Raw genomic sequence first — 22,143 nt, forward strand, 5'->3', positions numbered from 1 at the left:
CTATTTCGGCGGCGGGCCTTCTGCCTGTCGGCGGGGCATCGCCGGGGGGCGTCCACTTCATCTTTCTTTACTCGGTCGCTTTCCGGTGAACCCATGGCCCCCAGCCCGTGTTCGCTGTGCAGTGGCCGGATTGCACGGTCTGCAGTCAGTTTGCCGAAAGGCGCAATCATGCACATTCTTCATCTTGCCTTGGGCGGTTGCCTCAAGGCCGCACCCGTGCGCTATGGCGTGACCGAGGATACCGGGGGCCATATCGCCTATGTCCTGGGCGCCGCGATGGCGCAGGCGGCGCTGCCGCAGGTCGCGTCGGTGGACATCGTCACCCGTGCCTTTGACGGCATGGACCCGGTCCATGCACAGGCCGTGGAGCAGGTCGCGCCCGGCTGCCGCATCCTGCGCCTGTCGACCGACAACCGCGGCTATCTGGCCAAAGAGGCGTTGGAGGCCGAGCTGCCCGCCCTGTCGCAGGCCTTTTGCGCGATGCTGGCGGGGATGGTGCGCCTGCCCGACGTGATCCATGCGCATTTCGCCGACGCGGCGCGTCTGGCGCGGGCGGCGCAGGACCGGTTCGGCATTCCCTGGATCTATACCCCCCATTCGCTGGCCCTGCAAAAGGACCCGTCGGCGGCACGCCGCCCCGACCTGCGCGACCGGGTCGCCGCTGAACGGTCGGCCGTCGCGGGTGCGTCAGCCATCATCGTGTCGTCGCGCGACGAGGCTGAACGCCAGGTGCGCCCCTATGGCAAGGCGGCCGAGGGACGCAGCCATTGCGTCGCCCCCGGCGTCACGCTGCTGCCCGATGCCGGGACCGCCGCGGCGGACGCGCTGCTGGCGCCGTTCCTGCGCGCGCCGGACCTGCCCATCGTGCTGGCCGTGGCCCGCCCGGTTGCCAAGAAGAACCTGGCCGGGCTGGTCGATGCCTATGCCGCCTCGCCTGCGCTGCAGGCCCGCGCCAATCTGGTGATCCTGGCCGGGCTGCGGGATGGCATCGATGGCGGTCCCGCCGAACAGGCGCAGGTGCTTCGCGGGTTGTTCGACCGGATCGACCGCCACGGGCTGTGGGGCAAGGTCGCCCTGCCGCCGCGCCATGATGCGGGTCAACTGCGCGCGCTGTATGCGCGGGCGGCACAGGGCGGCGTCTTCGTGAACCCGGCCCTGCACGAACCCTTTGGCCTGACCCTGGTCGAGGCTGCGCAGGCCGGCGTGCCGGTCGTGGCCACGCGCAACGGCGGTCCCGTGGATATCGTGGCGCAGCTGGGCCATGGCGCGCTGGTCGATCCCGACGATCCGGCGCAGGTCGCCGCGGCCTGCCTGCGGATGATGGACGACCCGCAGGGCGCGGTCCGGGCACAGGCCCGCGCGCTGGCGGCGTTCGACTGGCGGGACTGGGCGCCGCGGTCGCTGGCGATCTGTCAGAACCTGCGCCGCGCCATCCCCGCGCCGCGCCGCGCCGTGCGCCGCATCCTGGCCAGCGACATCGACGGCACGCTGACCGGGTGCCCGGTGGCCGCCGCGCGGTTCGTCGACTGGCACGCACAGCGCGACGACGGGCTGCTGTTCGCCGTCGCGACGGGCCGTTCGGTGTCGCAGGCGCGGCGGGTTCTGGCCGATTGGGCTTTGCCGCGGCCGGACCTGTTCATCACCTCGGTCGGGTCCGAGATCTGGCGGTGGGGCGCGGGCGACCGCCTGCACCCCTGCGCCGACTATGCGGCGCTGCTGGATGCGGACTGGGACCGCGACGCGGTCCACGCCGTACTGCAGGCCCGCGCGCCCGTCTGGCAGGCCGGCTATGAACAGCGCCGGTGGAAGCTGTCGCTGCTGGGCACCGCCGTACAAGCGGCGGGGATCGAGCGCGATCTGGCACGGGCAGGGCTTTCCGCGCGGGTCATCGCCTCGCATGGAGAGTTCATCGACGTGCTGCCGCAGGCGGCCGGAAAGGCCGCCGCCCTGCGGTTCGAGGCCCTGCGCCGCGGCCTGGACCTGCGGCACTGCATCGCCGCCGGCGACAGCGGCAACGATGCCGACATGCTGGCGGCCAGCGGGGCGTCGATCCTGCCGTCCAACGCCTATGCGGAACTGTCGCATCTGCGCGGGCGGGGCATCTATCAAAGCCGCTATCACCATGCGGCAGGCGTCATCGACGGTCTGGCGCAGCTTGGGCTGGCACGGCAGGCACAGCATGCGTGACCTGCCCCCCACCGGCCCGGCCAAGCGGCCCTTCGGCTATTTCGTCCACCACCAGGGACGGGGCCACGCGGAACGCTGCGCGGCGATCGTCAACGCCCTGCCGCCCGACCGGCCCGTCACCATCTTCTGCGCCCGCGACGGCATCTTTCCACCGCTGACGGCACAGGCGCGCATCGTCACTATCCCGTCGCTGTTCGAGCGGACCGGGGCAGAATGCGACATGGACCATGTGCCCACGCCCGACACGCTGCATTGCGCGCCCCTGGGCTGGCCGGGCATCCGGCACGCCATGGGGCTGATCGCCGGCTGGTTCGCCAGCGACGACCCCGCGCTGATGATCTGCGATGTCAGCGCCGAGATCGCGCAACTGTCGCGCATCTGTTCGGTCCCACATGTCAAGATCCTGCAACATGGCGACCGCGGCGACGCGGGTCACCAAGCGGCCTATGCGGGGGCGGTGGGCCTGTTGGCGCCGTTCTCTCCTGCGCTGGCGCAGCCGGATTGGCAGCCCTTTGCGGACCGCATCCACTTTGCCCCCGGCTTGGGCATTCCCGCCGTCACCCCGCCCGACCGGGCTGCCGCACGGCGCGACTTGGGGCTGGACCCCGATCGACCCGTGGCGCTGCTGGTGTCGGGCGCGGGCGGCACCGGGTTCGCGCAGGCGCCGATGGGGGTCGCCGCGCGCGCCTTTCCCGACTGGCACTGGATGACCATCGGCGCGACCCAACCCGACTGGCACGCGACCCAAGGCGGCAACCTGACCCACCGGGGCTGGGTGGACGACCCGGCGACCCATGTCGCGGCGGCGGATCTGGTGATCTCGTCCACCGGCAACACCACCTGCGCACAGGTGCTGGCCGCCGGGCGGCCGTGGATCGTGGTGCCCGAATGGCGCTATTTCGACGAACAGCGTCTGAAGGCCGAGCCTTGGCCCGCGCCGGCGTCGCGCTGCACCTGCCGCATCTGCCGTCCAGCGCGCATGCCTGGCGCGCGGCGGTGACGCGCGCGATGGACGGCCATGACCCCGCCGCACAGGCGCGTCTGGTCACCCCCGATCCCGCGAATGACACGGCCCGATGGCTGGAAACCCTGGCGCGCGACCTGTGGTCCGCAGCCCCCCCGACCCGCATCCCTGAAGGAGCCCCCGCATGATCCACGTTTCCGCCCTGACCATCGCCGCGGGCCGCGCGGCCCATCTGCGCAATGTCGTCGCGGGCTTTCAGGCCCAGCATCACAAGCCGTCCGAACTGATCATCGGCGTGATGCAGGACGACGACTATACCGACCTGCCCGCGACCGACTTTCCGATCCGCCAGATCCGCGTGACGCGCCCGAACTGCCGCTGTCGGCCGCGCGCAATGCGGTGGCCGATGCCGCAACGGGCGAGCTGCTGGTCTTTGTCGATGTCGACTGCATCCCGGCGCCTGATTTCATCACCGCCTATGTGGACCGCATGGCCGGCCATCGCGGCCTGTTCATGGGCGAGGTTCTGTACCTGCCGCAGGGCAGCACCGATGCGGGTCTGGATTTCGACCGTTTCGCGGATATCGCCGTCAAGCATTCCGACCGCCAGGGGCCCCCGGCGGCAGGGCTGTCGGCCTGCACCGACTATCGCTGTTTCTGGTCGCTGAACTTTGCGATGTGGCGTCGGGATTGGCTGGACGGCCCGCGCTTTGACGAGGCGTTCACCGGCTATGGGGGCGAGGATACCGATTTCGGCCGTGCCTGGTCCGAAGGCGGCGCGCCGATCTGGTGGATCGCGGGGGGCCGCGTCTATCATCAGTATCACCCGCATTGCATGCCCCCCGTCCATCACCTGCATTCCGTCTTGCGTAACACCGAGGTGTTCGCCCGCAAATGGGGCCATCGCACGATGGAGCATTGGCTGTACGCGTTCCAGCTGATGGGCCTGATCCGCAACACCCCCCAGGGGATCCAGGTGCTGCGCGAGCCCGGCCCCGTGGAATTCGCGCTGTGCGAACAGCAGGGGCACATGCCCTATGCCAATTCGCGCCGCGTCATCGACCATCTGCACCAACTGGCCGAAGACGACCGCATCTCGACCGAGCGGGTGGCCCTGGAACAGCGTGCGATGCTGCTGCCCGCCGCCGAATGAGCCTGCGCCGGCTGCGGATCGCGGTGATGGCGCATTGCCGTCACCCCATCGCCGCCCCGTTCATGGGCGGGATGGAGGTGCATGCCCACCACCTGGCCCATGCCTTGCAAGCGCGTGGCCATCACGTGACGCTGGTCGCGGCAGGTGACAGTGAGGTGGGCGTGCCGCTGCTGCCGCTGATGGCGCAGCATTACGACCGCGATTATCCGTGGCATCAGTGTCACGGGACCAAGGCGTTGAACGCCCATCTGGACAGCCACCACGCGGCCAGCCTGACCACGCTGGCAGGCATGGATTTCGACGTGATCCACAACAACACGCTGCACCGCTTTCCGCCTCGGTTCGCCCGGGCGGCAAGGGTGCCGATGGTGACCTCGCTGCATGTGCCGCCGTTCGATGCGCTGCGCCGGGCGGTGCGCGACAGCGTGGCGCCGTGGCACGTGACGACAGCCTGTTCGCGGCGGCATCTGGCGGCCCATTTCCCCGACGGCCCGCCCGCGTCCACGCGGGTGGTGCCCAACGGTATCGATCTGGCGCAATGGCCATATTCGCCGCAAGGCAACGGCCAGGCTGTCTGGGCCGGACGCATCACGCCGAACAAGGCGCCGCATCTGGCGATCGCCGCCGCGCGTCAGGCAGGCGTCGCCCTGACCCTGTTCGGCAGCATCGAGGATGGCGATTATTTCGATGCGCAGGTCCGACCGCAGCTGTCGGGGGACATCCGCTTTGGCGGGCATCTGGCGGGGCCGGACCTGGCTGCGGAATACGGGCGCGCCTCGGCGCTGCTGTTCACGCCGCAATGGGACGAACCCTTTGGCCTGACCGCGATCGAGGCGATGGCCTGCGGCACGCCCGTCGCCGCCGTCGCGATGGGTGCGGTCCACGAGGTTCTGGGCCCCGCAGGTCGGTTCTCGGGCCCCGACGGGATCGGGCTGGACCGCGCGCTGATTGACGCGATGGAGATTCCCCGCGCCGTTCCCCGCCGCCATGTGGCCGACCATTTCGGGCTGGACCGGATGATCGACACGCTGCTGTCGCTGTACCTTGAGGCGATGGACCGGCGGCACGATCCCGCGCCGCCGGTCGATTTCCCGCCCATCGAACTGCCGCCGTCCCTGGCTCTGCGCCGGGCCGAACCCGCCGATCAGTCCGGGATGCGCTGACCCAGCACACCGCGCGGCGCAGGCGGTTCCTCGCGCCGGGGTTCGGGGGGCACGGCCTCCTGTTCGGTCATCACGGCCACCACATCCGCGGCGATCTTGTCCAGCAGGTCCAGTTCCGCATCCTCGATCTGGCGCGGCGCGCGGTCCATCAGGCACAGCGCGCCCAGAACATGGCCGTCCGCAGTGCGCAGGGGCGTGCCGACATAGAACCGTCCCTGCCACTGGCGCACCGCCGGGTTGTCGGAAAACCGCGCGTCCCGGTCCGTGTCGGGCACGACCAGCGTGTCGTCGGCGGCGATGACGTGATTGCACATCGCCTCGGCCCGCGGCATCCAGTTCATGCGCGGTTCCGTGTCGGTCCGGCGGCCGGGCAGGTCCATGCTTTGCCCGACGATGTATTCCGCATCGGCATCGATGGCGGAAATGAACGCCAGGCTGACGTCGAACACGTCCGCGGCACGCTTGGCCAGATCGTCCAGATCCTCTCGCGCGTGGCCGTCCAGGATGGCGGTGTGGGCCAGGGCCTCAAGGCGCGCGGTCTCGTCCGCGGGGGGCGGGGGGGACTGGGTCGCGGCCCGTTCGCTCTGGACCAGGGCCAGCCGTTGGACGGCCTCGTCCATGGACAGCACGATCTGGTCCACGCCAAGCGCCTCGGCGCGGTCGGCACCGGCCTCCCCCTCGGGGGCGTTCCACAGGGCCAGCACGATGCGCAGATCGGGCCAGCGGCGGCGCAGGCGGCGAACGAAACCGCGCACGGCGGTGTCGGGATCGCGGCTGAAATAGCCGATGCAGACGGTATCGATCCCCTCAAGGTCCAACCCGTCGACATAGCGCGCGGTGACCACGCCCGTCGGGAGCTGCACGGCGGCGACATCGGCCAGCCCCAGGGCATGGACCAGCATCTCGGCCGAGATGGCGTCGACCTGCCACTTGCCGCCGATACAAGCGACGCGCGGGGTTCCGGCGGGGGTGGCGGGGTGATCCTCGCGCAGGTCGTCCAGCAGCTGATCCATGCCGTCGACCACGCGCAGGCGGTGCTCGACCCGGGCATTGGCGTGGTAATCGTCGCTGGCTTGGCGCAGCACCTCCATCCCCGGCTGGTTGTAGAAGGCCGCGATCCCGGTCGTGCGGATGGCATCCGACGCGATCTCATAGGCCTCGTCGGGGTCGTTGGCGATCAGGCGCTGATAGATGCGGGTGGGCAGGTCCAGCGCGGGTGTCGATCCCAGCAGCGTGTCGAAGAACGCCAGCTGCGGCAGGTTGCGGCCCACGACCAGCAGGCAGACGGTCAGCGGCGTCGACAGGATCAGGCCAAGCGGCCCCCAAAGCGCCGTCCAGAAGGTCGCCGCGGCGATCAGCGACAGCGCCGACAGCCCGGTCGAGGTGCCGTACAGCATCGGCTCGACGATGTTGTTGCTGACCAGTTCCAGGAACACGATCAGCGCCAGGGCCATCAGCACCATCTCCCACCCGGGATCGACGGCAAAGGCCAGTGCCAGCGGAAAGATCGCCGACAGCATCGGCCCGACATAGGGGATGAACCGCATGATCGCGGCCAGCGTGCCCCACAGGATCCATCCCGGCACGCCGATGGCCCACAGGCCAAGCGCCATGGGAATGCCATAGGTGACGTTCACGACCAGCTGCATCAGCAGGTATTTGGAGATGCGCTTGCCGGCCTCCTCCAGCGCGTCGGTGGACCGGTGCAGGTTGCCGCCCAGCAGGCGGATCAGCCGGTCGCGCAGATCGCCCCGGTCCAGCAGGACCAGGAACACAAAGACGACGACGATGCCCAGGGTCGCCAGCGGCGCCAGCGCCGGCGACAGCCACGCGCTGGCGGTCGCAAAGGGAGACGGGCCGTCGCCCACGACCGTGACCGCCAGCGGGTCGGCCACGGCGCCGGGTGCGTCCTGCAGGGCGGTGGTCAGTTGTTCCTGGACGGTGGCGATGGTCTGGAACACGCCGTCGAACAGGCCCGGCCCCTCCATCTGCTGGCCCAGCCCCTGGATCTTGGCGCTGATGGTGGACTGATAGGCGGGCAGTTCGGCGCTGAGGACACTGACCTGCGAGGTGATCAGCAGCCCCAACCCCAGCAGCATCGCGATGACGGTCAGCATGACCACCGACACCGCCGCGACCTGCGGGATGCCGCGCCGGACCAGCACCCGCACCAGTGGGCTGAGCGCAAAGCTGATCAGGAAGGCGATGGCCAGCGGAATCAGGACCTCTTGTCCGTAATACAGCAGGCCGATGATGACCGTGCCCACGACCAGCCATGCGGCCATGCGCACGATGTCCAGCCGCCCCTCGGGCACGGTGATTGCCGCGTTGGCGTCCTGAGCCAGCAGGGCGTGCGGGGCCTGATGCGGCCCCGAGGTGTTCGATGTCATGATGGTCCCCCGACATGCCCCCTGCACGGGGGCGCTGGTCAACACGGCACGGGGTTCCCGGTTCCGTCATCGCGGGCGGATGCCCGCCGACCGGGCATCTGCGGGTGCGCACGCATCTTATGTTGCCGGAACCGCGCCGCGCGGGCGCCGTTGCGCTGCGACCGGCCCGACGATGGGCCGTGACCGAACCGACGAAAGTTTTTCCCATGAACACCACGATCCGCACCCCCGGCCCCAGTGATGCGGGCGCGCTGGAACAGGCCGACAAGGAGGCCGCCGTCCAGGCCGCGCGCCACCGCCACCACCCCGCCATCAAGGCCCTTGGCGCGCTGAGCGAGGTGTCCGACCAGGTGCCGCTGTCGCTGGTCTGCGGCAGCGTGATTTTGGGCGGCGCGCTGGCCGGACAGGATCATGTCGCGCGCACGGGCATGCGGATGATGGCTGCGCATCTGCTGGCCAATTCGGTCAAGCGGTTGATCAAGGACCGTTTCCGCCGGACCCGCCCGGTCGAGATGATCAAGCGGCAATCCTATCGCTGCGAGCCGGGCGAAAGCCAGGGCGGGCACGAGACGTCGTTCCCGTCGGGACATACCGCAGGCGCGGTGGCCGTGGCGGCGGTCGTCGCGCGCGACCTGCCGCAGATGGCCGTGCCGGCACTGGGCGTGGCGGCGCTGGTCTCGGGCATCCAGGTGCCGCGCGGCAAGCACTATCCCGCCGATGTCGCCGCCGGCGCGGTGCTTGGACTGCTGTCGGCGCTGGTCGTGCGCAGGCTTTGGGACCGGGCTGTCCGCGACTGAACTTATGTCAACGGAACATGTGATCCGGGCCGCCGTTCAGTGGCCAGGATACAGCCCCGCGATCGTGCCGGGCTTAGGGGAGAGACATCATGCAACCGCCACTGACGACACCAAGACCAAATCCGCGACCAAGAAATCCGCCCGCGCGGCAGGTCAGAAGACCGCCAAGCCCACCGCCGAGGCCCGCACCAAGCGGTCTCAGACCGTCGCCGCCAAATCCAAGGCCAAGGCGGCAAAGCCCGCCGCATCCGACAAGGGTCTTGCCGACCTGTTCGAGCATGCGCTGGCGGACATGTATTACGCCGAAAAGAAGATCTACAAGACGCTGCCCAAGATGATCAAGGCCGCGGACCATCCCGACCTGATCGCCGCCCTGACCGCGCATCGCGAGGAGACTGCGGGCCAGATCGAGACGCTGGAGGCGATCTTCGAGCTGCTGGGCAAGCGTGCCAAGGCCGTGAAATGCGACGCCATCGACGGCATCCTTGAGGAGGGCGAAAGCCTACTGGAGGATTTCGGTGACAGCATTGCCGCCGATGCCGCGATCATCTTCAGCTGTCAGGCGGTCGAGCACTACGAGATCACCCGCTATGGCTCGATGAGCGCCTTTGCCGAGGCCTTGGGCATGGACGAGGCCAAGACCCATCTGGACACGATCCTGGCACAGGAAAGCGCGGCCGACACCAAGCTGACCGAGCTGGCCGAGGATTCGGTCAATGACGCGGCCGCCGAATACGACGACCACGCTGCCTGATTTTAAGGGGCCCCCGCAAACCGGGGGCCCTTTTCGTCATCCCAGAAAGAACGCCATCATCGCATCGGTGGCCTGCGGCCCCGGTGCCGTATAGCTGCCGGTCGGCTCGCCACCGGACCAGGCATGCGCCAAGCCATCGACGCGCCACGTTTCGATCCGCAGGCTGCCCGCATCGTCGCGATAGCGCCCGATATGGACGGCGCGATCGTTCAGCTTTGCATCCGCCGCGCGCCGGGTCAGGCCGGGTTGCCGGCGCAGCGCCTGGTCCAGCACGGCGTCGGCATTGCGCGGCGATACGGTCTTGTCCGTCGTCCCATGCACGACGAACAGCCGGCAGCCGACGCCCTGACCGCGATCCGACCCGCCCTGCGACATCGCCTGGAACGCACCCCCCATGTCGGTGGCCGCGCCGTTCGGCAGGCCCGAATGGCAGGCGACCGCCCCGAAATCATCGGCAAAGACCGCGCCCAGGATCACCGCCATCGCCCCACCGGCCGACAGCCCGGCGGCAAAGCGCTGGTCGGGGGCCACGGCATGGTCATGGGCGACGCTGCGGGTCAGGTCGACCAGGAACGCGGCCTCGCCCCCGTCGCGGGCGGTGTGGCGGGCCTCGAACCAGTTCCAGCAGCGGTTCATGTTGGCCTGTGCGGTCTGCGCGGGGGCCACGACGATCACCCGGTGACGTTCCGCCGCCGCCATGATGCCGGTGCCGCGGGCGAAATCGTCCGGGTCCTGCGTGCAGCCGTGCAGCAGCAGCAGCAGCCCCGCCGCCGGACGCCCGTCCAGCGATGCGGGCAGGTACAGGCGGTATTCGCGCGACTGCCCTGCGGCCTGATGCTGGTGCGTGGTCCAACTGGCACCGTCGGGAAGGTCGACGGGCGCGCCGCCGCGTGCGGTCGTGCCGGTGGGAAAGCCCGTCGGCATCTGCGGCATCTTGGGCATCTGCGGCATCGACAGGCCGCCCGTCGGCATGCGCGGCATCGCGCCACCGCCCAGTTCCGACTGGATCAACTGCGTGGCTTGGGCCAGGTCGCCCGACCGCATCAGTTCGGTGATACGGGCCATGTTCATCGGCGTCTGTTCGGTCATCATCGTGTTCCTTTGTTCAATCGGCAGGCGTCCAGCGCCGCCTTGACCCCGGCTTCCGCCTGGATGGTGCCCAGAACCTCGATCGAGCGGATCGTGGCGGTGATCAGGTCCGGGGGAATGTCGCGGGCAAAACGGGCAAGCCCGATCACCCGCAGGTCCAGCATCTGGTTGGCGCTTTGCAGCCCCTCCAGTTCGGTGCGGGACAGATCGCGCAGCCCCATCACGAAATCGTCGCGCACGATGGCCGGGGCCACCGAGGCGTCGTGACGGTCCAGCTGCGCACGGATCGCGGTGCGGATCAGGTCGCTGCGGCTGGCGTAAAAGCCCTCGCGCACCAGCAGGTCAATCCGTCCCAGATCGACGAAGCCCAGGTTGATGGTGATCTTTTCGGTATCGGCCGTGCGGGCCGGAGAGGCGGTCGCCATGGTTCGTATCCTTCCTGTTACCATCCATATGGATGTCATCAGGAAGGATTGCGACCTGATCTTTGTCATTCGCGGGCGAATGCCCCCTGTTTACGACACCAGCCGGCGGCGGCGTCCGGTGGCCATGCCCCGCGCAATCGCCTCGGCGATGTCGGCGCAGGCGGTGATGCCTTGGACAAAGGGACGGTCGTGCATCAGGTAGGGGATCGCCGCCAGGCACAGCCGGCCGCCATACGCGCCTGCACCCAGCAGGCTGTAATCCTGCGCGACTTCGGGGATCTCCTGATCCGCGTCCAGCAGCGCACGGCGCAGCGTCGGGAAGGGTAGGTCCTCGGTGCTGAGGGGTTTCTGGCCCCGCGCGTCGATGAAGACGCCAAAGCGTTCGGTCCGGTCGTCATGGACAATGACGGTGTCGGCGCCGTCGCGGGTCATGTCGTAATCCTCGCCCAGGGGCATGATCGACAGGATGCCGGCATCGCGCAGCGCCAGCACGCGGCGGATCGATTCCGATGGGACCGCGGCATAGTTGTCGACGAACACCTTCTTCAGCCCCTTGTCAAAGCGGTCGCGGTCATCGTCCGACAGGTCGGGCACGATCTCCTCGACCTGTTCGTGCATGCGCAGCAGGGCATAGCGCCAGGCGACGGTGATCTTGTGCGCCTTGTTATGCTCGACCTCGTCCAAATTGGCTCGGGCCCATTTAAAGGGGTCGGCGGCCTCACGTGCCGCGAAATAGGCGTCGGCAAAGCTGTCGGCGTCCAGCCCGCCCAGCCCGATCTTCAGCGCAAAGGCCGGGTCGGCCTGCATGATCTCGGCCCGGACCAGATCGAATGCGGCATCCAGCGGCGCGGGGGTGGATAGGCAGGCCGCCAGCGCCGGGGCGGTGGCGATGGTCAGCGGCTCATAAGGGATGGGGCAATAGAAATCGGCCTCGGGCAGGACGCCCGACCGCGACATCATCACGATGCGCAGATCGGCGGATGCCGGGTCCAGGTCAAAGCTCAGCTCCTCGCCCCGGCGGCGGAACCGGCCATGCTGGTTCACCACCGCCATCGCCGCGTCGATGGAACTGAGCGAGGTGCCCATGATGCCCACCCTTACGGCGGGGATGTCGGCCTCGATCAGGCCGGACCAGGGGCTGGGGAAATAGCTGCGGGTGGCCTCGTCCTCGTCGGGGAACGCGTGCCCGGTGGCGACGATCACCCGGTCGAAGGGGCCGTCGCGCCCGTCCGCCGTGGTCACGATCAGGCCCGGATCGTCCGACAGGATGTCCAGAACCTCGGTTCCTTCGCGGATGTCGATGCGGTGGCCCTGCGCCCGCGCCCGATCGACCAGCGATAGCAGTTGGTCGCGGAAATACTCGCCCAGCAGCAGGCGCGGCGTGAACTGGCGGTCGTCCAGATCCTGCGGGTCCAGCCCATAGGAGGTCAGCCGCGCGTCCGGCTGATCCTGCAGCCAGTCCAGATAGGTGGTGGCGATGGGCGGAATCTCGATGCTGGCGATGTTGGCCAGCATCGACCGGTTTGACACCTCGGGGGAATAGGGCATGCCGATCCCGGCGCGGGGGCCCTTTTCGTACAGCGTGACCGCCAGCGGCAGGCCCGTGTCCAGCAGGTGCAGCAACGTATAGATGCCCGTGGGCCCGGTGCCGATGATCGCGATGGTCCTGGCTGTCATGTGTGTGTCCATGGAGGGGGAACGCCGCCCGCGAACGGGTGTTCCGGCATCAAATGCTGGTCGGGTCGATCAGGAAATCCAGCCGTGCCACCGTACCACCGCCATTGCCGCGCACCAGTGACAGCGTGCCGTTCAGCGCCACCGCGAACTGTCGTGCGACGATCAGCCCCAGGCTGTCGGATGCGGCCAGATCGAACCCCTCGGGCAGGCCCGGCCCGTGATCGGCGATGCGCAGGGCGGCAGGGATCCGGCCGTCGGAACCGCGCGCGCCGACGGTCAGCCCGACGACGATGCGCGTGTCGCACCCGTCATGGGCGCCGTGTTCGATGGCGTTCATCACCAGCTCGCTGGCAATCAGGCCCAACGGCACCGCGGTGTCATGCGGCAGGGGCAGGCTGTCGGCGCTGAAGTCCAGGTCGACATTGCCGGCGCCCGACACCTGCACCACGTCCTGCAGCACCTCGCGCAGGTATTCGGCGGCATCCAGCGTCTGCAGGTCCGGCGAATGCAGACGCCGCTGCAGCAGCGAGATGGACCGGATGCGGGTCTGCGACGCGACCAGCGCCTGGCGCGCGGTTTCGTCCGCGACCTGCTGCGACTGCAGGCGCAGCAGCGCCGCGACCGTCGACAGATTGTTCGAGATCCGGTGCTGCAGTTCCGAGAACATCAGGCTGCGCGATGTCGCCAGCGCATTGGCGCGCTGTTCGGCCGACAGCCGCTGTTCCAGCGCCCGGCCGGCGGCGGTGATGAAGACCACGTCGGTGGCGATGATCAGGACATAGAGGACCAGCGCGACCACGGCCCCCGGCGTGACGGCCAGGCTGCGCACCGGTTCGATGAAGAAATACCACGCGACGATCCCGCAGACCGCCCCGACGACCAGCCCCGACCGCAACGACGAGAAGACCAGCGTCAGCATGACCGCGGGAAAGAAGGTCAGGAACGGAAAGCCCGGCGGCAGCGCATCGTCCAGCGCAAAGCGCAGCGCCGTCGACAGCACGATGGCCGACAGGGCGAACACCACCTGATAGCGCAGCGATCTTTGCGCCAGCAGGGCCGCGCCCAGCCCCTGCATCAGCTTGTCGGACAGCGTCCGGCGGTCAGGCGCTGCGGCGTTCGTCACGTCATGTCCCGTCATGTCCCGGTGCGATCGGGCCATGTGCCGGACCCCCTGCACCTTAGCAAGTATAATCCGATGAGCCATGGCAGAAGCGACTGATCTTTGACGACCGGCGCGATTCCGGCGTGCGTCCTGCGGCGGACCGGGTCCGCCGCAGGACGCGGAGGCTAGAGCATGCCGCAGAAGCGGACGACATCCTCGATCGAGCGGATCGGAGAGGTCGGGTTGAAATCCTCGGGCGACCAGCGGCCGCCCGAGGCGTTCCAGTAGCTTTCAAGGTCGTTCACGATCAGCCCGACCAGGGTGTTGGCGACCAGGTGGCTGCCAAGCGGGCCCAGATGTTCACCCTGACCCAGCACCTCGGCCTCCTTGAGGATGTAGAACCACAAGGGCGTGTGCGTGTCGAAGCCGCCTGCCGCCACCGCCTGCCGCCGCGCATCGCTGCCCGAGGCGATCTGTTCGGCCGTCAGCGTGTCAAAGCACTTGTACCCCGTCGCCTGCACCGCCGCGATGCAGGACTGGGCCGTCGGCAGGCTGAGGCGATAGCCGCGCCGCAGGTTGCGCCGGGCCAGGTTGCGGAACACCCCGTCCGGCTGGTTCACCAGATCGAACAGCGGTGGTGCCAGTTCAGTGTCGATCTTGCGCGCCGACCGGCCGGGTCGGGCCGGATCGATCCGGATCCAGCGGTCCCATTCGATCACCCAGTTCTGCGGCAGCTGTTCCAGCCCGAGGCCTCTCATCCGCCCGTCGCCGGTAAAGGCGAACAGGTCGTTCATCGCGGCAAAGGGTTGAACGCCCGGCGTGCCGTCCACCGGCGTGCCGAAGAACCGGTTGTGGTCATAGCCGGACCGGATCATCGAATGGCCGAACCGGAAGGCCGCAACCGAAAACTCCATCGGCATGGGCATCTTGGGGCCCGCGCCGTTGTGGCGGTCATGGAACGCGGTGTAGAGCGGCGCGCCAAGATCGACGATTTCCGCCACCACGGCAGGGTCGCAGACGGTGGGCAGGTACTGGTTGATCACCAGCCACTGATAATGCCACCGCGTCAGCCGCTGCGCGGTGCGGAAGCTGCGCGATTGCGTGGCATCGGCCAGCTTGTTGTGCAGGCGCAGGAACAGCACCTGCAGCTGCGCCACGATCAGGTTCTCGTCGTTGCGGGAATCGCCGATGATCGCGCGGGCGTTGCGCGGCGTGCCGTCGGCTTCTAGGAACACCCGGCGCAGGTCGTCGTCCAGCGCCTGCAGTTCCGCCAGCGTCAGCAGCCCGTTGCGCAGCAGGAACCCCAAGCGCAGCAGGTCAGTCGCGCTGTCCGCAACAGGCAGCGGCACCCGCCCCCCGGCGGCGGCGGGCAGGGCCAGCCGCATCTTGGCGCGATTGCCCGGAAAGCGCATCAGTTGCGCCAGCCGGGTCGCGAACGGCCCCTGTCCCGTCGCGTCGCCGTACAGGCTGTCCAGACCCAGAGAGCCATCGCGCAGGTTGAACAGGTTGGCCGCGACCTCGGCGCGCGGTTTCGGCGCGATGTTCCCTTCGATGGTCGAGATGTCGCTTTCGCGGTCGGTATTGGCCGTCAGATCGTGGTCTATGAACTGCCCCAGATAGGTAAAGACCGGGGGAATTGACGAATTCTGGTCCGGGGCGACCGGGTTCGCCTCGACCATGCTGTCGGCAAGCGCGTCCAGCAGGGCGGGCATGTCGGGGCGTTCGGGCAGCGGCTCTGCCTGTTCGAAATAGTATCGGAACTTGCCCACCTCGACGGTGGGTGCGTGCGCCGACACCATCTCGGCGTCGCCGTCGCGGATGTCGTCGCCGGCCCATGCGGGGGCACGGTGCAACTGCGACGGGGGTGTGGCGGCGGGCGCCATCTTCATGTCGGGGGCGACGGCGCTGAGCGGGGCTGCATCGCTGCGCGCGGCCTCCTTCTCCTGAACGACGTGCTGACCGTGACCAAGGGAAAATAGCATGCGAGTCCTCCTGAAGCGTGATGCGGGTGGAAGAAGATGCCGAAATCGGAACACGCAATGCCGACATTGGAATAAGGCATTGCGCGGTGATTTTATATCACGGTCAAATTCAATTTCAATTGATTAATGTTTTATTTTTGTAATTAGTTTACGTCTGTTTTTAGAAACCGTTTCCGCTCGCTTAATTTGTATAGGATTTACGACGGTAATAATTTCGCACCATGATTGGTGTAAGATTAAATAAAGACAAGAATATACTTCAGAAACATGGGCGCCCTTCACCATGTGCCATTGGCGCCGGCTGCTGCCCGGACAAGGGGCCGTGATGCTCTGAAAAGCCACCCCGCTCAGCGCAGGGCGACAGCCTGATCGGGGCCGATCAGCACGGTGGTCCCGAACAATCCCTGCGCGAGACGCCACCGGCCCGTCAGCGGGACCCCGCGGACGTTCACGCTGAACCTGTCACCGACAACTCGCAGCGCGACCTCGCGATAGTCGATCCACAGGCCGGTCAGCGGGAACTGGGCCTTGAACGCGGCCTCCTTGGCGCTGAAGATCAAGGTCGCCGCCAGCGCCGCGGGCAGGGATGGTTCAACCTGATCCATCGGGTGGCGGATCAGGTCTGCCGTGTCGTGATCCATCGGCCGTGCGTCCTCCAGATCCAGCCCGACGCCGGGCCAATCCTGTCGCCGCGCCACGATGGCCGCCGCGACCCGGTCGGTATGGGTGATGCTGCCTGACAGTCCGGCGGGCCATTCCGGTGCCCGGCCTTGGGCGGTCGTGACCAAGCCCGGTGGCAGGCCCGCATCCGCCATCGCCAGCCGCGCCGCCGCCCGGCCCGCCGTGAATTCGCGGATGCGGGCAGGGATCGCACGCCGGATCGCCTCTTCCTCTCCCTGCCACAGCGGCGGGTGGGGGGCGTCGATGTCGCACAGCGCCAGACCGACCCCCTGCGGCAGCATCGCCCGGATCGCCTGCGTCAGACTGATGTCGTCCCTTGTGGTCATCGCCCGATCTAAGCTGGCGGATCGCACATGGGCAATGGGCGCGTCGCCTTGGCATTGCCAGCACGCAACCCACGGGCGATAAGATGCATGCAGCGATCAGGGAACGGACGGCAGCGATGGACACGGACGGCATCAGCGTCATTCTGCCCGCCCACCAGGAGGCCGCCGGCATCGGAGCCTGTCTGCGCGCATTGCGCGACCAGCGTCTTGTGCCGGGCGTGTCGCATCAGATCGTCGTGATCGCGAACGGCTGCACCGACGCCACCGCACAACTGGCCCGCGATGCGGTTCCCGGTCTGACGGCGGCGGGCTGGCAGGTCGTCGTCCTGGAAACAGCCATCGGCAACAAGATCGCCGCGCTGAACCTGGGCGATGCGGCGGCCAACGGCGGTATGCGGATCTATCTGGACGCGGATGTCGTGGTCGGACCGGGGATGATCCTGGCCTTGCACGACGCTTTGTCGGGCCCGGGGGCACGCTATGCGGGCGCTAGATTGACGGTGCCGCCGGCCCGGAACCTGCTCTCCAGGGCCTATGCCCGGTTCTGGCAGCGGTTGCCGTTTGTGGCGACCGGGGTGACCGGTGCGGGACTGTTTGCGATGAACGAACAGGGGCGTGCGCGGTGGGACCAGTTCCCGTCCATCATCTCTGATGACGGGTTTGCGCGGCTGAACTTTGCCCCCGCCGAACGATCGCGGGTTGAGGTTTCCTATGCCTGGCCCATCACCGAAGGATTCCGCCGCCTGATCCGCGTGCGCCGGCGTCAGGATGCCGGGACCGCGCAGCTGGCAGAGGAGTTTCCTGACCTGCAGCACAATGCGTCGGGGGACCGACCCTCACTGGGCCGGATGCTGCGAATCGGGCTGACCGATCCGGTGGGTTTTGCGGTCTATGCCGCGGTGACGGTCGCTGTGCGCCTGCGCCGTCCGTCGCAAGGCTGGGACCGGGGCCGCTAGGACCTCTTTGTCATCTTCCGGTTGCAGGAATCCAGGGTCTGTCCGAGGGTCCTGAAAAATGCTTTCTTATAGCATGGTTAATACATCAAATTGAATTGATCCGGAATTTGACTTTTCAGTCCAGATTTCGATCGCCTTGGCGGAACTTCCCGAAAATTTGGCTGTTTGATGCGGGTAGCGACCACGACCTCCGACATTTAACAACCCTAGCGTGCAAGAGCGCGCGAAAGCATAAATCAAAAGGCGAAACCGACGGTGCAGACCATCTTTTTGTACAACTTGTATCTATATTGGTCTGTTGGATAGAAGCAGCCCATGGCCTACGCGAAGGTTCGCCGGGCCCGTTAGTTAAAAGTTTATCGATTTTTTTGTCACGAGTGCGGAGATACGCAGATGCTACAGTCGAACGACGGCCACGAGCTCGGCTCCTCGCAGGCCACCAACCCGGTCGCCGGGATCGAACTTCCCAAAGTGTATGATAACGGCGGCAAGCGTCTGCTTGACCTGACCCTGATCCTGCTTGCCCTGCCGTTCCTGATCCCGGTCATGATCGTGGTTGCGCTGGCGGTCATGCTGGATGGCGGATCGCCGTTCTATACCCAGAAGCGCCTTGGCCGCGGCTGGCAGTCGTTCCGTCTGTACAAGTTCCGCACGATGAAGCCCCAGGCAGACCTGCTGCTGGAGGCGCATCTGGCCGCCAACCCCGCCGCGCGTGCGGAATGGGATGCCGACCAGAAGCTGCGCAACGACCCACGCGTGACCAAGATCGGTGCGTTCCTGCGCAAAAGCTCTCTGGATGAGTTGCCGCAGCTGATCAACGTGATCCTGGGCCACATGAGCCTGGTCGGTCCCCGTCCGATGATGCCCGAACAGCGTGTCCTGTACCCGGGCGTCTATTACGCGGCGCACCGTCCCGGCCTGACCGGTCTGTGGCAGGTGTCGGTCCGCAACGGTTCGACCTTTGCGACCCGCGCCGTGTTCGACGAACGCTACTCTCGTGAGATCAGCCTGGCGCTGGACGTGTCCACGATCGCCCGCACCTTCCAGGTCGTCGCCCGCTGCACCGGCTGCTGAACAACACTGATCCGTGACAAGAAGTGGCCCCGCCATCCTGACCGGATGGTGGGCCTTTGTGTCAGCGCGTCAGTAGGTCCCGGTACATGTCGATGATCCGGGCGGCCTTGGCGTCCCAGGTATAGTGATCCTGCACCAGCTGGCGCGCCGCCGCGGCCATCGTGGTCAGGTGCGACGGGTCGCGCAGCACCCCGGTCAGCGCCTGTTCCATCCGCGCCGCGATCTGCTGGCGGGTCCCCAGGGGGATGGCAAAGCCCGTCTCGGCAGTCACCAGCTCTCCGGGTCCGGCATAGTCGACGACCATCGGCACGACGCCCAGTGCCATTGCCTCCAGCACCACTCCGCCGCCGAATTCGCGGATCGAGGGGAAGGTCAGCAGGTTCGCCGCCGCCAGGATCTGCTGGACCTGCTGATGGGGAAGGTGGCCGTGGAACGTCACCTTGTCGGCGATGCCAAGGCTGTCGGCCTGTGCCATCAGTTCGGGCAGCATCGGCCCCTCTCCGACGATGTCCAGCACCATCTGCCCCGACCGGGCAAAAGGCGCGATCGCATCCAGCAGGATATGCGACCCCTTGTAGGGGACCAGCCGACCGACAAAGCAGGCGCGCAGCGGCAGCGTCGTGTCCTGCGGCGCGACCAGATTGAAGCGCGCGGGGTCAATGGCGTTTTCGGGCAGCCAGGCGACCTTGTCCTGGAACCGCGCCGGGATCTCGCTGGCGGTGTGCCGTGATCCGGCGATGATCAGCGCCGCGGCGGCATGGGTCCGGCGCAGTTGCGGGTTCAGCTTGTAGACGCCGCGGACATAGGACAGCCACTCGCGTTCGCGCCGCCGTTCGGCATCGAACCCTTTGGGCCACGGCACGCCGCCGTTCAGCGGCCCCAGCACGAAAGGCACACCCGCCTTCGCGACCTTTGGCGCCAGGGTCGACGCCGTGGTGGGTGACAGCGGCGTCACACGGTGAACGATGTCAAACCGTTTGGCGCGGATATCGTCGCCGAACTGTTTCCAAACCAGCCGCTCGAAATAGGGATAGCTCAGCGCCGCGATGGCCGTCACGGTGGTCCAGCCGCGGCCCTTGCCCATGCGAAGAACCTCGGCCATGCGATACATGGGGGCGGCGACGGCCTCGCTGTCGATGGCGGTGAAGTCCTGCCCCTCGACCATGCCGGCGCGCAGGAACGCATCACGGTTGCGGATCTGGGTGACGATATGCACGTCGGTCTGGCGATGCAGCGCCGCGGCCAGCGACCAGCCAACCAGCGGAACCGAGACCCATTCCGGGTTGGCCGCTTCGGCGATCACCAGGACCCGTGGTCGAGACAGGGACATCCATATGCCTTTTCGCTAGATCTTGAACGCGCCGGGGCGATGGCCGACAACAGGGAAACACTAGCCGACTCGGACGGCCTAGACCATCGGCCTGATCGAAAGATTGCACCGATTTTTTACAGCCCCGCGCTATGGATAGCCGCAAGCGGCATCGCGCGGGCACAGGGAGGACGCGATCTTGGCACTGGGCTATGTGGTTCCCGAATTTCCATCGCAGACCCATGCGTTCTTCTGGCGAGAGATCGGCGCGATCGAGGATGCGGGCACGCCCGTCCGCCTGTATTCGACCCGGCGTCCGCCCCCGGGGTCCTGTCCCCACGCCTTTGCCGAACAGGCAACAGCGCGCACGACCTATCTGTTTCCGCCCCGCATCGGTCCCGCGCTGCGCCTGCTGGCGCATCCGGTGCGCACGGCGCGCGCCCTGTCCTATCTGGCAGGGCTGTCGCAGACGTCGGTGGCGGGCAGGCTGCGGCTGCTGGCGCTGATCCCGTCGGCGGCGGACCTGGTGCAGGACGCGCGCGACCACGACGTGAGGCACCTGCATATCCATTCCTGCGCCAATGCCGCGCATCTTGGTGCGCTGGCGGCGATCCTGGGCGGGCTGACCTACAGCCTGACCCTGCACGGCGACCTGCCGGTCTATGGCACCGACCATGCCGCCAAGATGGCCCGCGCCAGCTTTGTGGCGGCCGTGACCCGGCCCTTGGCACAGCAGATCGCCGAAGTCAGCCCGGACACCCCGAACCCGGTGGTCTGGATGGGCGTCGACTGCGCCCAATTCACCCCGTCGGATCGTCCGCCCGGTCGGGATTTCACCGTGGCGACAGTGGCGCGGCTGAACCACATGAAGGGGCATCGGTTCTTCCTGCAGGCGATGGCCCGGTTGCGGCAACAGGGCGTCACCATCGCCTATCGCATCGCGGGCGACGGGCCCGAACGGGACGCGATCCTGGCCGAAATCGACAGGCTGGGCCTGCAGGATCAGGTCCAACTTCTGGGTTCGCTGGACGAGTTGCGCGTGCTGGCCCTGTTGCGGGACGTCGACGCGCTTGCTCTTTCGTCGATCGGACAGGGCGAGGCAGCACCGGTCACGGTGATGGAGGCGATGGCCTGTGGCCTGCCTGTCATCTGTTCGCAAATCGGCGGAACCGGGGACATGATTCGCGACGAGATCGATGGGTTTCTGGTGCCGCAGGGCGATGTCGACGCGATCGCGGATCGGCTGTTGCGAATGCACTCCGACCCTGAATTTGCTAAGCAGATCGGCCGTGCGGCACGCCTTACCGCGCTGGCGTCATTCGACCACCAAAGGAATGCGCGCCTGCTGCTTGATCGGATCGGCGAAAGCCGCAATTAGCGCGCCGCGAATCACAAGCAAAAAATTGCTGCCAACCACAAAAACTCAGTATCATGCTCGCACAAATGCGAGGTTCCGCCTAAATTAAAGCACCAAATGCAATTTCCCGCCGTCGATGAGGAACTTTTTCAGTTGGTGATAATAATGCTTCATCCTTGATAGCATAATGCTGCCAAAGCCGGGCAACATGGATGGGATCAGGCATGCCGATTATCAGAGGAACGAATGGCGACGATGCCATGCGGGGTACCCGGCAGTCGGACGTTTTCTGGGGCTTGGGCGGAATGGACACCTTCTACTGGCGTCCGGGCATGGGCAACGACGTCTATCACGGCGGAACCGGCAGTGAACGCTTTGATGCCAATCCCTATACGCCGGGCAATCCCGGTGGTGACAGACTGTTCCTGGAAGGGAACGTGGGTGCCCGTATCACGTTCCGCTCGACCGAGGACGGGGTGGCCCAAATCGGAAACGAGCGCGTGCAGTTCACCGGCATCGAACGGATCTATGGTACCGCGGGCAACGACATCGTGTCTGCCGCGAATGCCACGTTGAACGCGGTGGGCGGCGGCAAGCCGGGACATGGCGTCTCGATCTTCACCGGTGCAGGCAATGACCGGATCATGGGATCGCGCTTTGACGACGTGCTGCACGGAGGTGCCGGCAACGATACGATCAACGGCGGGGCGGGCAATGACTTCATTCATTCCAGCACCGGCAATGACCTGATCAACGGG

Annotated in this window: 19 protein-coding genes; 11 read left to right on the plus strand and 8 right to left on the minus strand. The window is 67.2% G+C overall.

What is annotated here, in order from left to right; genetic code table 11:
* Positions 1-168 precede the first annotated feature (168 nt).
* The 5 genes from TY51_RS15275 to TY51_RS15290 all read left to right on the plus strand — a co-directional run bounded on the left by TY51_RS15275 (position 169) and on the right by TY51_RS15290 (position 5,466).
* On the plus strand, positions 169-2,187 hold the full coding sequence (locus tag TY51_RS15275) for an HAD-IIB family hydrolase (protein ID WP_042250984.1): 2,019 nt from the start codon (positions 169-171) through the stop codon (positions 2,185-2,187).
* The gene (locus TY51_RS15280; RefSeq protein WP_231559083.1) at positions 2,180-3,187 is read left to right on the plus strand and encodes a glycosyltransferase; all 1,008 of its coding nucleotides are present in this window, start codon (positions 2,180-2,182) and stop codon (positions 3,185-3,187) included. Before TY51_RS15275 ends, TY51_RS15280 begins: the two co-directional genes overlap by 8 nt.
* Positions 3,115-3,339 carry a hypothetical protein gene (locus TY51_RS23600; RefSeq protein WP_231559084.1) on the plus strand — a complete coding sequence of 75 codons (225 nt, stop codon included), beginning with the start codon at positions 3,115-3,117 and terminating at the stop codon, positions 3,337-3,339. The genes TY51_RS15280 and TY51_RS23600 overlap by 73 nt, the downstream gene beginning before the upstream one ends.
* 211 nt (positions 3,340-3,550) lie before the next feature.
* A complete protein-coding gene (locus TY51_RS15285; protein ID WP_231559085.1) occupies positions 3,551-4,303 on the plus strand; it encodes a glycosyl transferase in 753 nt (250 codons plus the stop codon).
* The gene (locus TY51_RS15290) at positions 4,300-5,466 is read left to right on the plus strand and encodes a glycosyltransferase (RefSeq protein WP_231559086.1); all 1,167 of its coding nucleotides are present in this window, start codon (positions 4,300-4,302) and stop codon (positions 5,464-5,466) included. The genes TY51_RS15285 and TY51_RS15290 overlap by 4 nt, the downstream gene beginning before the upstream one ends.
* Here the strand turns inward: TY51_RS15290 and TY51_RS15295 are convergent.
* Positions 5,448-7,856, minus strand: coding sequence for an AI-2E family transporter (locus TY51_RS15295; RefSeq protein WP_052650306.1), 2,409 nt, complete (start codon positions 7,854-7,856; stop codon positions 5,448-5,450). The genes TY51_RS15290 and TY51_RS15295 overlap by 19 nt on opposite strands.
* A 206-nt stretch (positions 7,857-8,062) precedes the next feature.
* On the opposite strand from TY51_RS15295, the gene TY51_RS15300 reads away from it, so the two are divergent.
* Positions 8,063-8,653 (plus strand): phosphatase PAP2 family protein, encoded by a 591-nt coding sequence (locus tag TY51_RS15300; protein ID WP_042250986.1) that lies wholly within the window; start codon positions 8,063-8,065, stop codon positions 8,651-8,653.
* A 19-nt stretch (positions 8,654-8,672) separates the two neighbouring features.
* The gene (locus TY51_RS24095) at positions 8,673-9,407 is read left to right on the plus strand and encodes a ferritin-like domain-containing protein (RefSeq protein ID WP_255351426.1); all 735 of its coding nucleotides are present in this window, start codon (positions 8,673-8,675) and stop codon (positions 9,405-9,407) included.
* A gap of 36 nt (positions 9,408-9,443) precedes the next feature.
* Here TY51_RS24095 and TY51_RS15310 read toward each other — a convergent pair whose 3' ends face one another.
* The 6 genes from TY51_RS15310 to TY51_RS15335 form a co-directional block, all read right to left on the minus strand.
* Positions 9,444-10,499: a PHB depolymerase family esterase gene (locus tag TY51_RS15310; protein ID WP_081995118.1), complete on the minus strand. Its 1,056-nt coding sequence runs from the start codon at positions 10,497-10,499 to the stop codon at positions 9,444-9,446.
* Positions 10,496-10,921, minus strand: a complete 426-nt coding sequence (locus TY51_RS15315) for a CopG family transcriptional regulator (RefSeq protein WP_042250990.1) — start codon at positions 10,919-10,921, stop codon at positions 10,496-10,498. The genes TY51_RS15310 and TY51_RS15315 overlap by 4 nt, the downstream gene beginning before the upstream one ends.
* A gap of 90 nt (positions 10,922-11,011) precedes the next feature.
* Positions 11,012-12,598, minus strand: a complete 1,587-nt coding sequence (locus TY51_RS15320; protein ID WP_052650308.1) for an FAD-NAD(P)-binding protein — start codon at positions 12,596-12,598, stop codon at positions 11,012-11,014.
* A 49-nt stretch (positions 12,599-12,647) separates the two neighbouring features.
* Complete coding sequence (locus TY51_RS15325) at positions 12,648-13,757, minus strand: sensor histidine kinase (RefSeq protein WP_052650311.1); 1,110 nt, start codon at positions 13,755-13,757, stop codon at positions 12,648-12,650.
* 128 nt (positions 13,758-13,885) lie between these two features.
* Positions 13,886-15,682, minus strand: a complete 1,797-nt coding sequence (locus tag TY51_RS15330) for a heme peroxidase family protein (protein ID WP_156118061.1) — start codon at positions 15,680-15,682, stop codon at positions 13,886-13,888.
* A 347-nt stretch (positions 15,683-16,029) separates the two neighbouring features.
* Positions 16,030-16,689, minus strand: coding sequence for a 4'-phosphopantetheinyl transferase (locus tag TY51_RS15335; RefSeq protein ID WP_052650312.1), 660 nt, complete (start codon positions 16,687-16,689; stop codon positions 16,030-16,032).
* Between the two features lie 116 nt (positions 16,690-16,805).
* Here TY51_RS15335 and TY51_RS15340 point away from each other — a divergent pair, with 116 nt between their 5' ends.
* Positions 16,806-17,645: a glycosyltransferase family 2 protein gene (locus TY51_RS15340; protein ID WP_042250995.1), complete on the plus strand. Its 840-nt coding sequence runs from the start codon at positions 16,806-16,808 to the stop codon at positions 17,643-17,645.
* A gap of 393 nt (positions 17,646-18,038) precedes the next feature.
* Entirely contained in the window at positions 18,039-18,719 is a 681-nt protein-coding gene (locus TY51_RS15345; protein ID WP_042250997.1) for a sugar transferase, read from the plus strand.
* Between the two features lie 61 nt (positions 18,720-18,780).
* Here TY51_RS15345 and TY51_RS15350 read toward each other — a convergent pair whose 3' ends face one another.
* Entirely contained in the window at positions 18,781-20,049 is a 1,269-nt protein-coding gene (locus TY51_RS15350) for a glycosyltransferase family 4 protein (RefSeq protein ID WP_197054789.1), read from the minus strand.
* A gap of 178 nt (positions 20,050-20,227) precedes the next feature.
* Here TY51_RS15350 and TY51_RS15355 point away from each other — a divergent pair, with 178 nt between their 5' ends.
* Together TY51_RS15355 and TY51_RS20425 are read left to right on the plus strand one after the other, a co-directional pair.
* Positions 20,228-21,406 (plus strand): glycosyltransferase, encoded by a 1,179-nt coding sequence (locus TY51_RS15355; protein WP_052650314.1) that lies wholly within the window; start codon positions 20,228-20,230, stop codon positions 21,404-21,406.
* Between the two features lie 191 nt (positions 21,407-21,597).
* Positions 21,598-22,143, plus strand: a 546-nt coding sequence (locus TY51_RS20425) for a calcium-binding protein (RefSeq protein ID WP_373960718.1), incomplete at its 3' end; no start/stop codon positions are given.

Origin of the sequence: Paracoccus sp. PAMC 22219 (assembly GCF_000787695.1) — a bacterium.
Classification (GTDB): domain Bacteria; phylum Pseudomonadota; class Alphaproteobacteria; order Rhodobacterales; family Rhodobacteraceae; genus Paracoccus.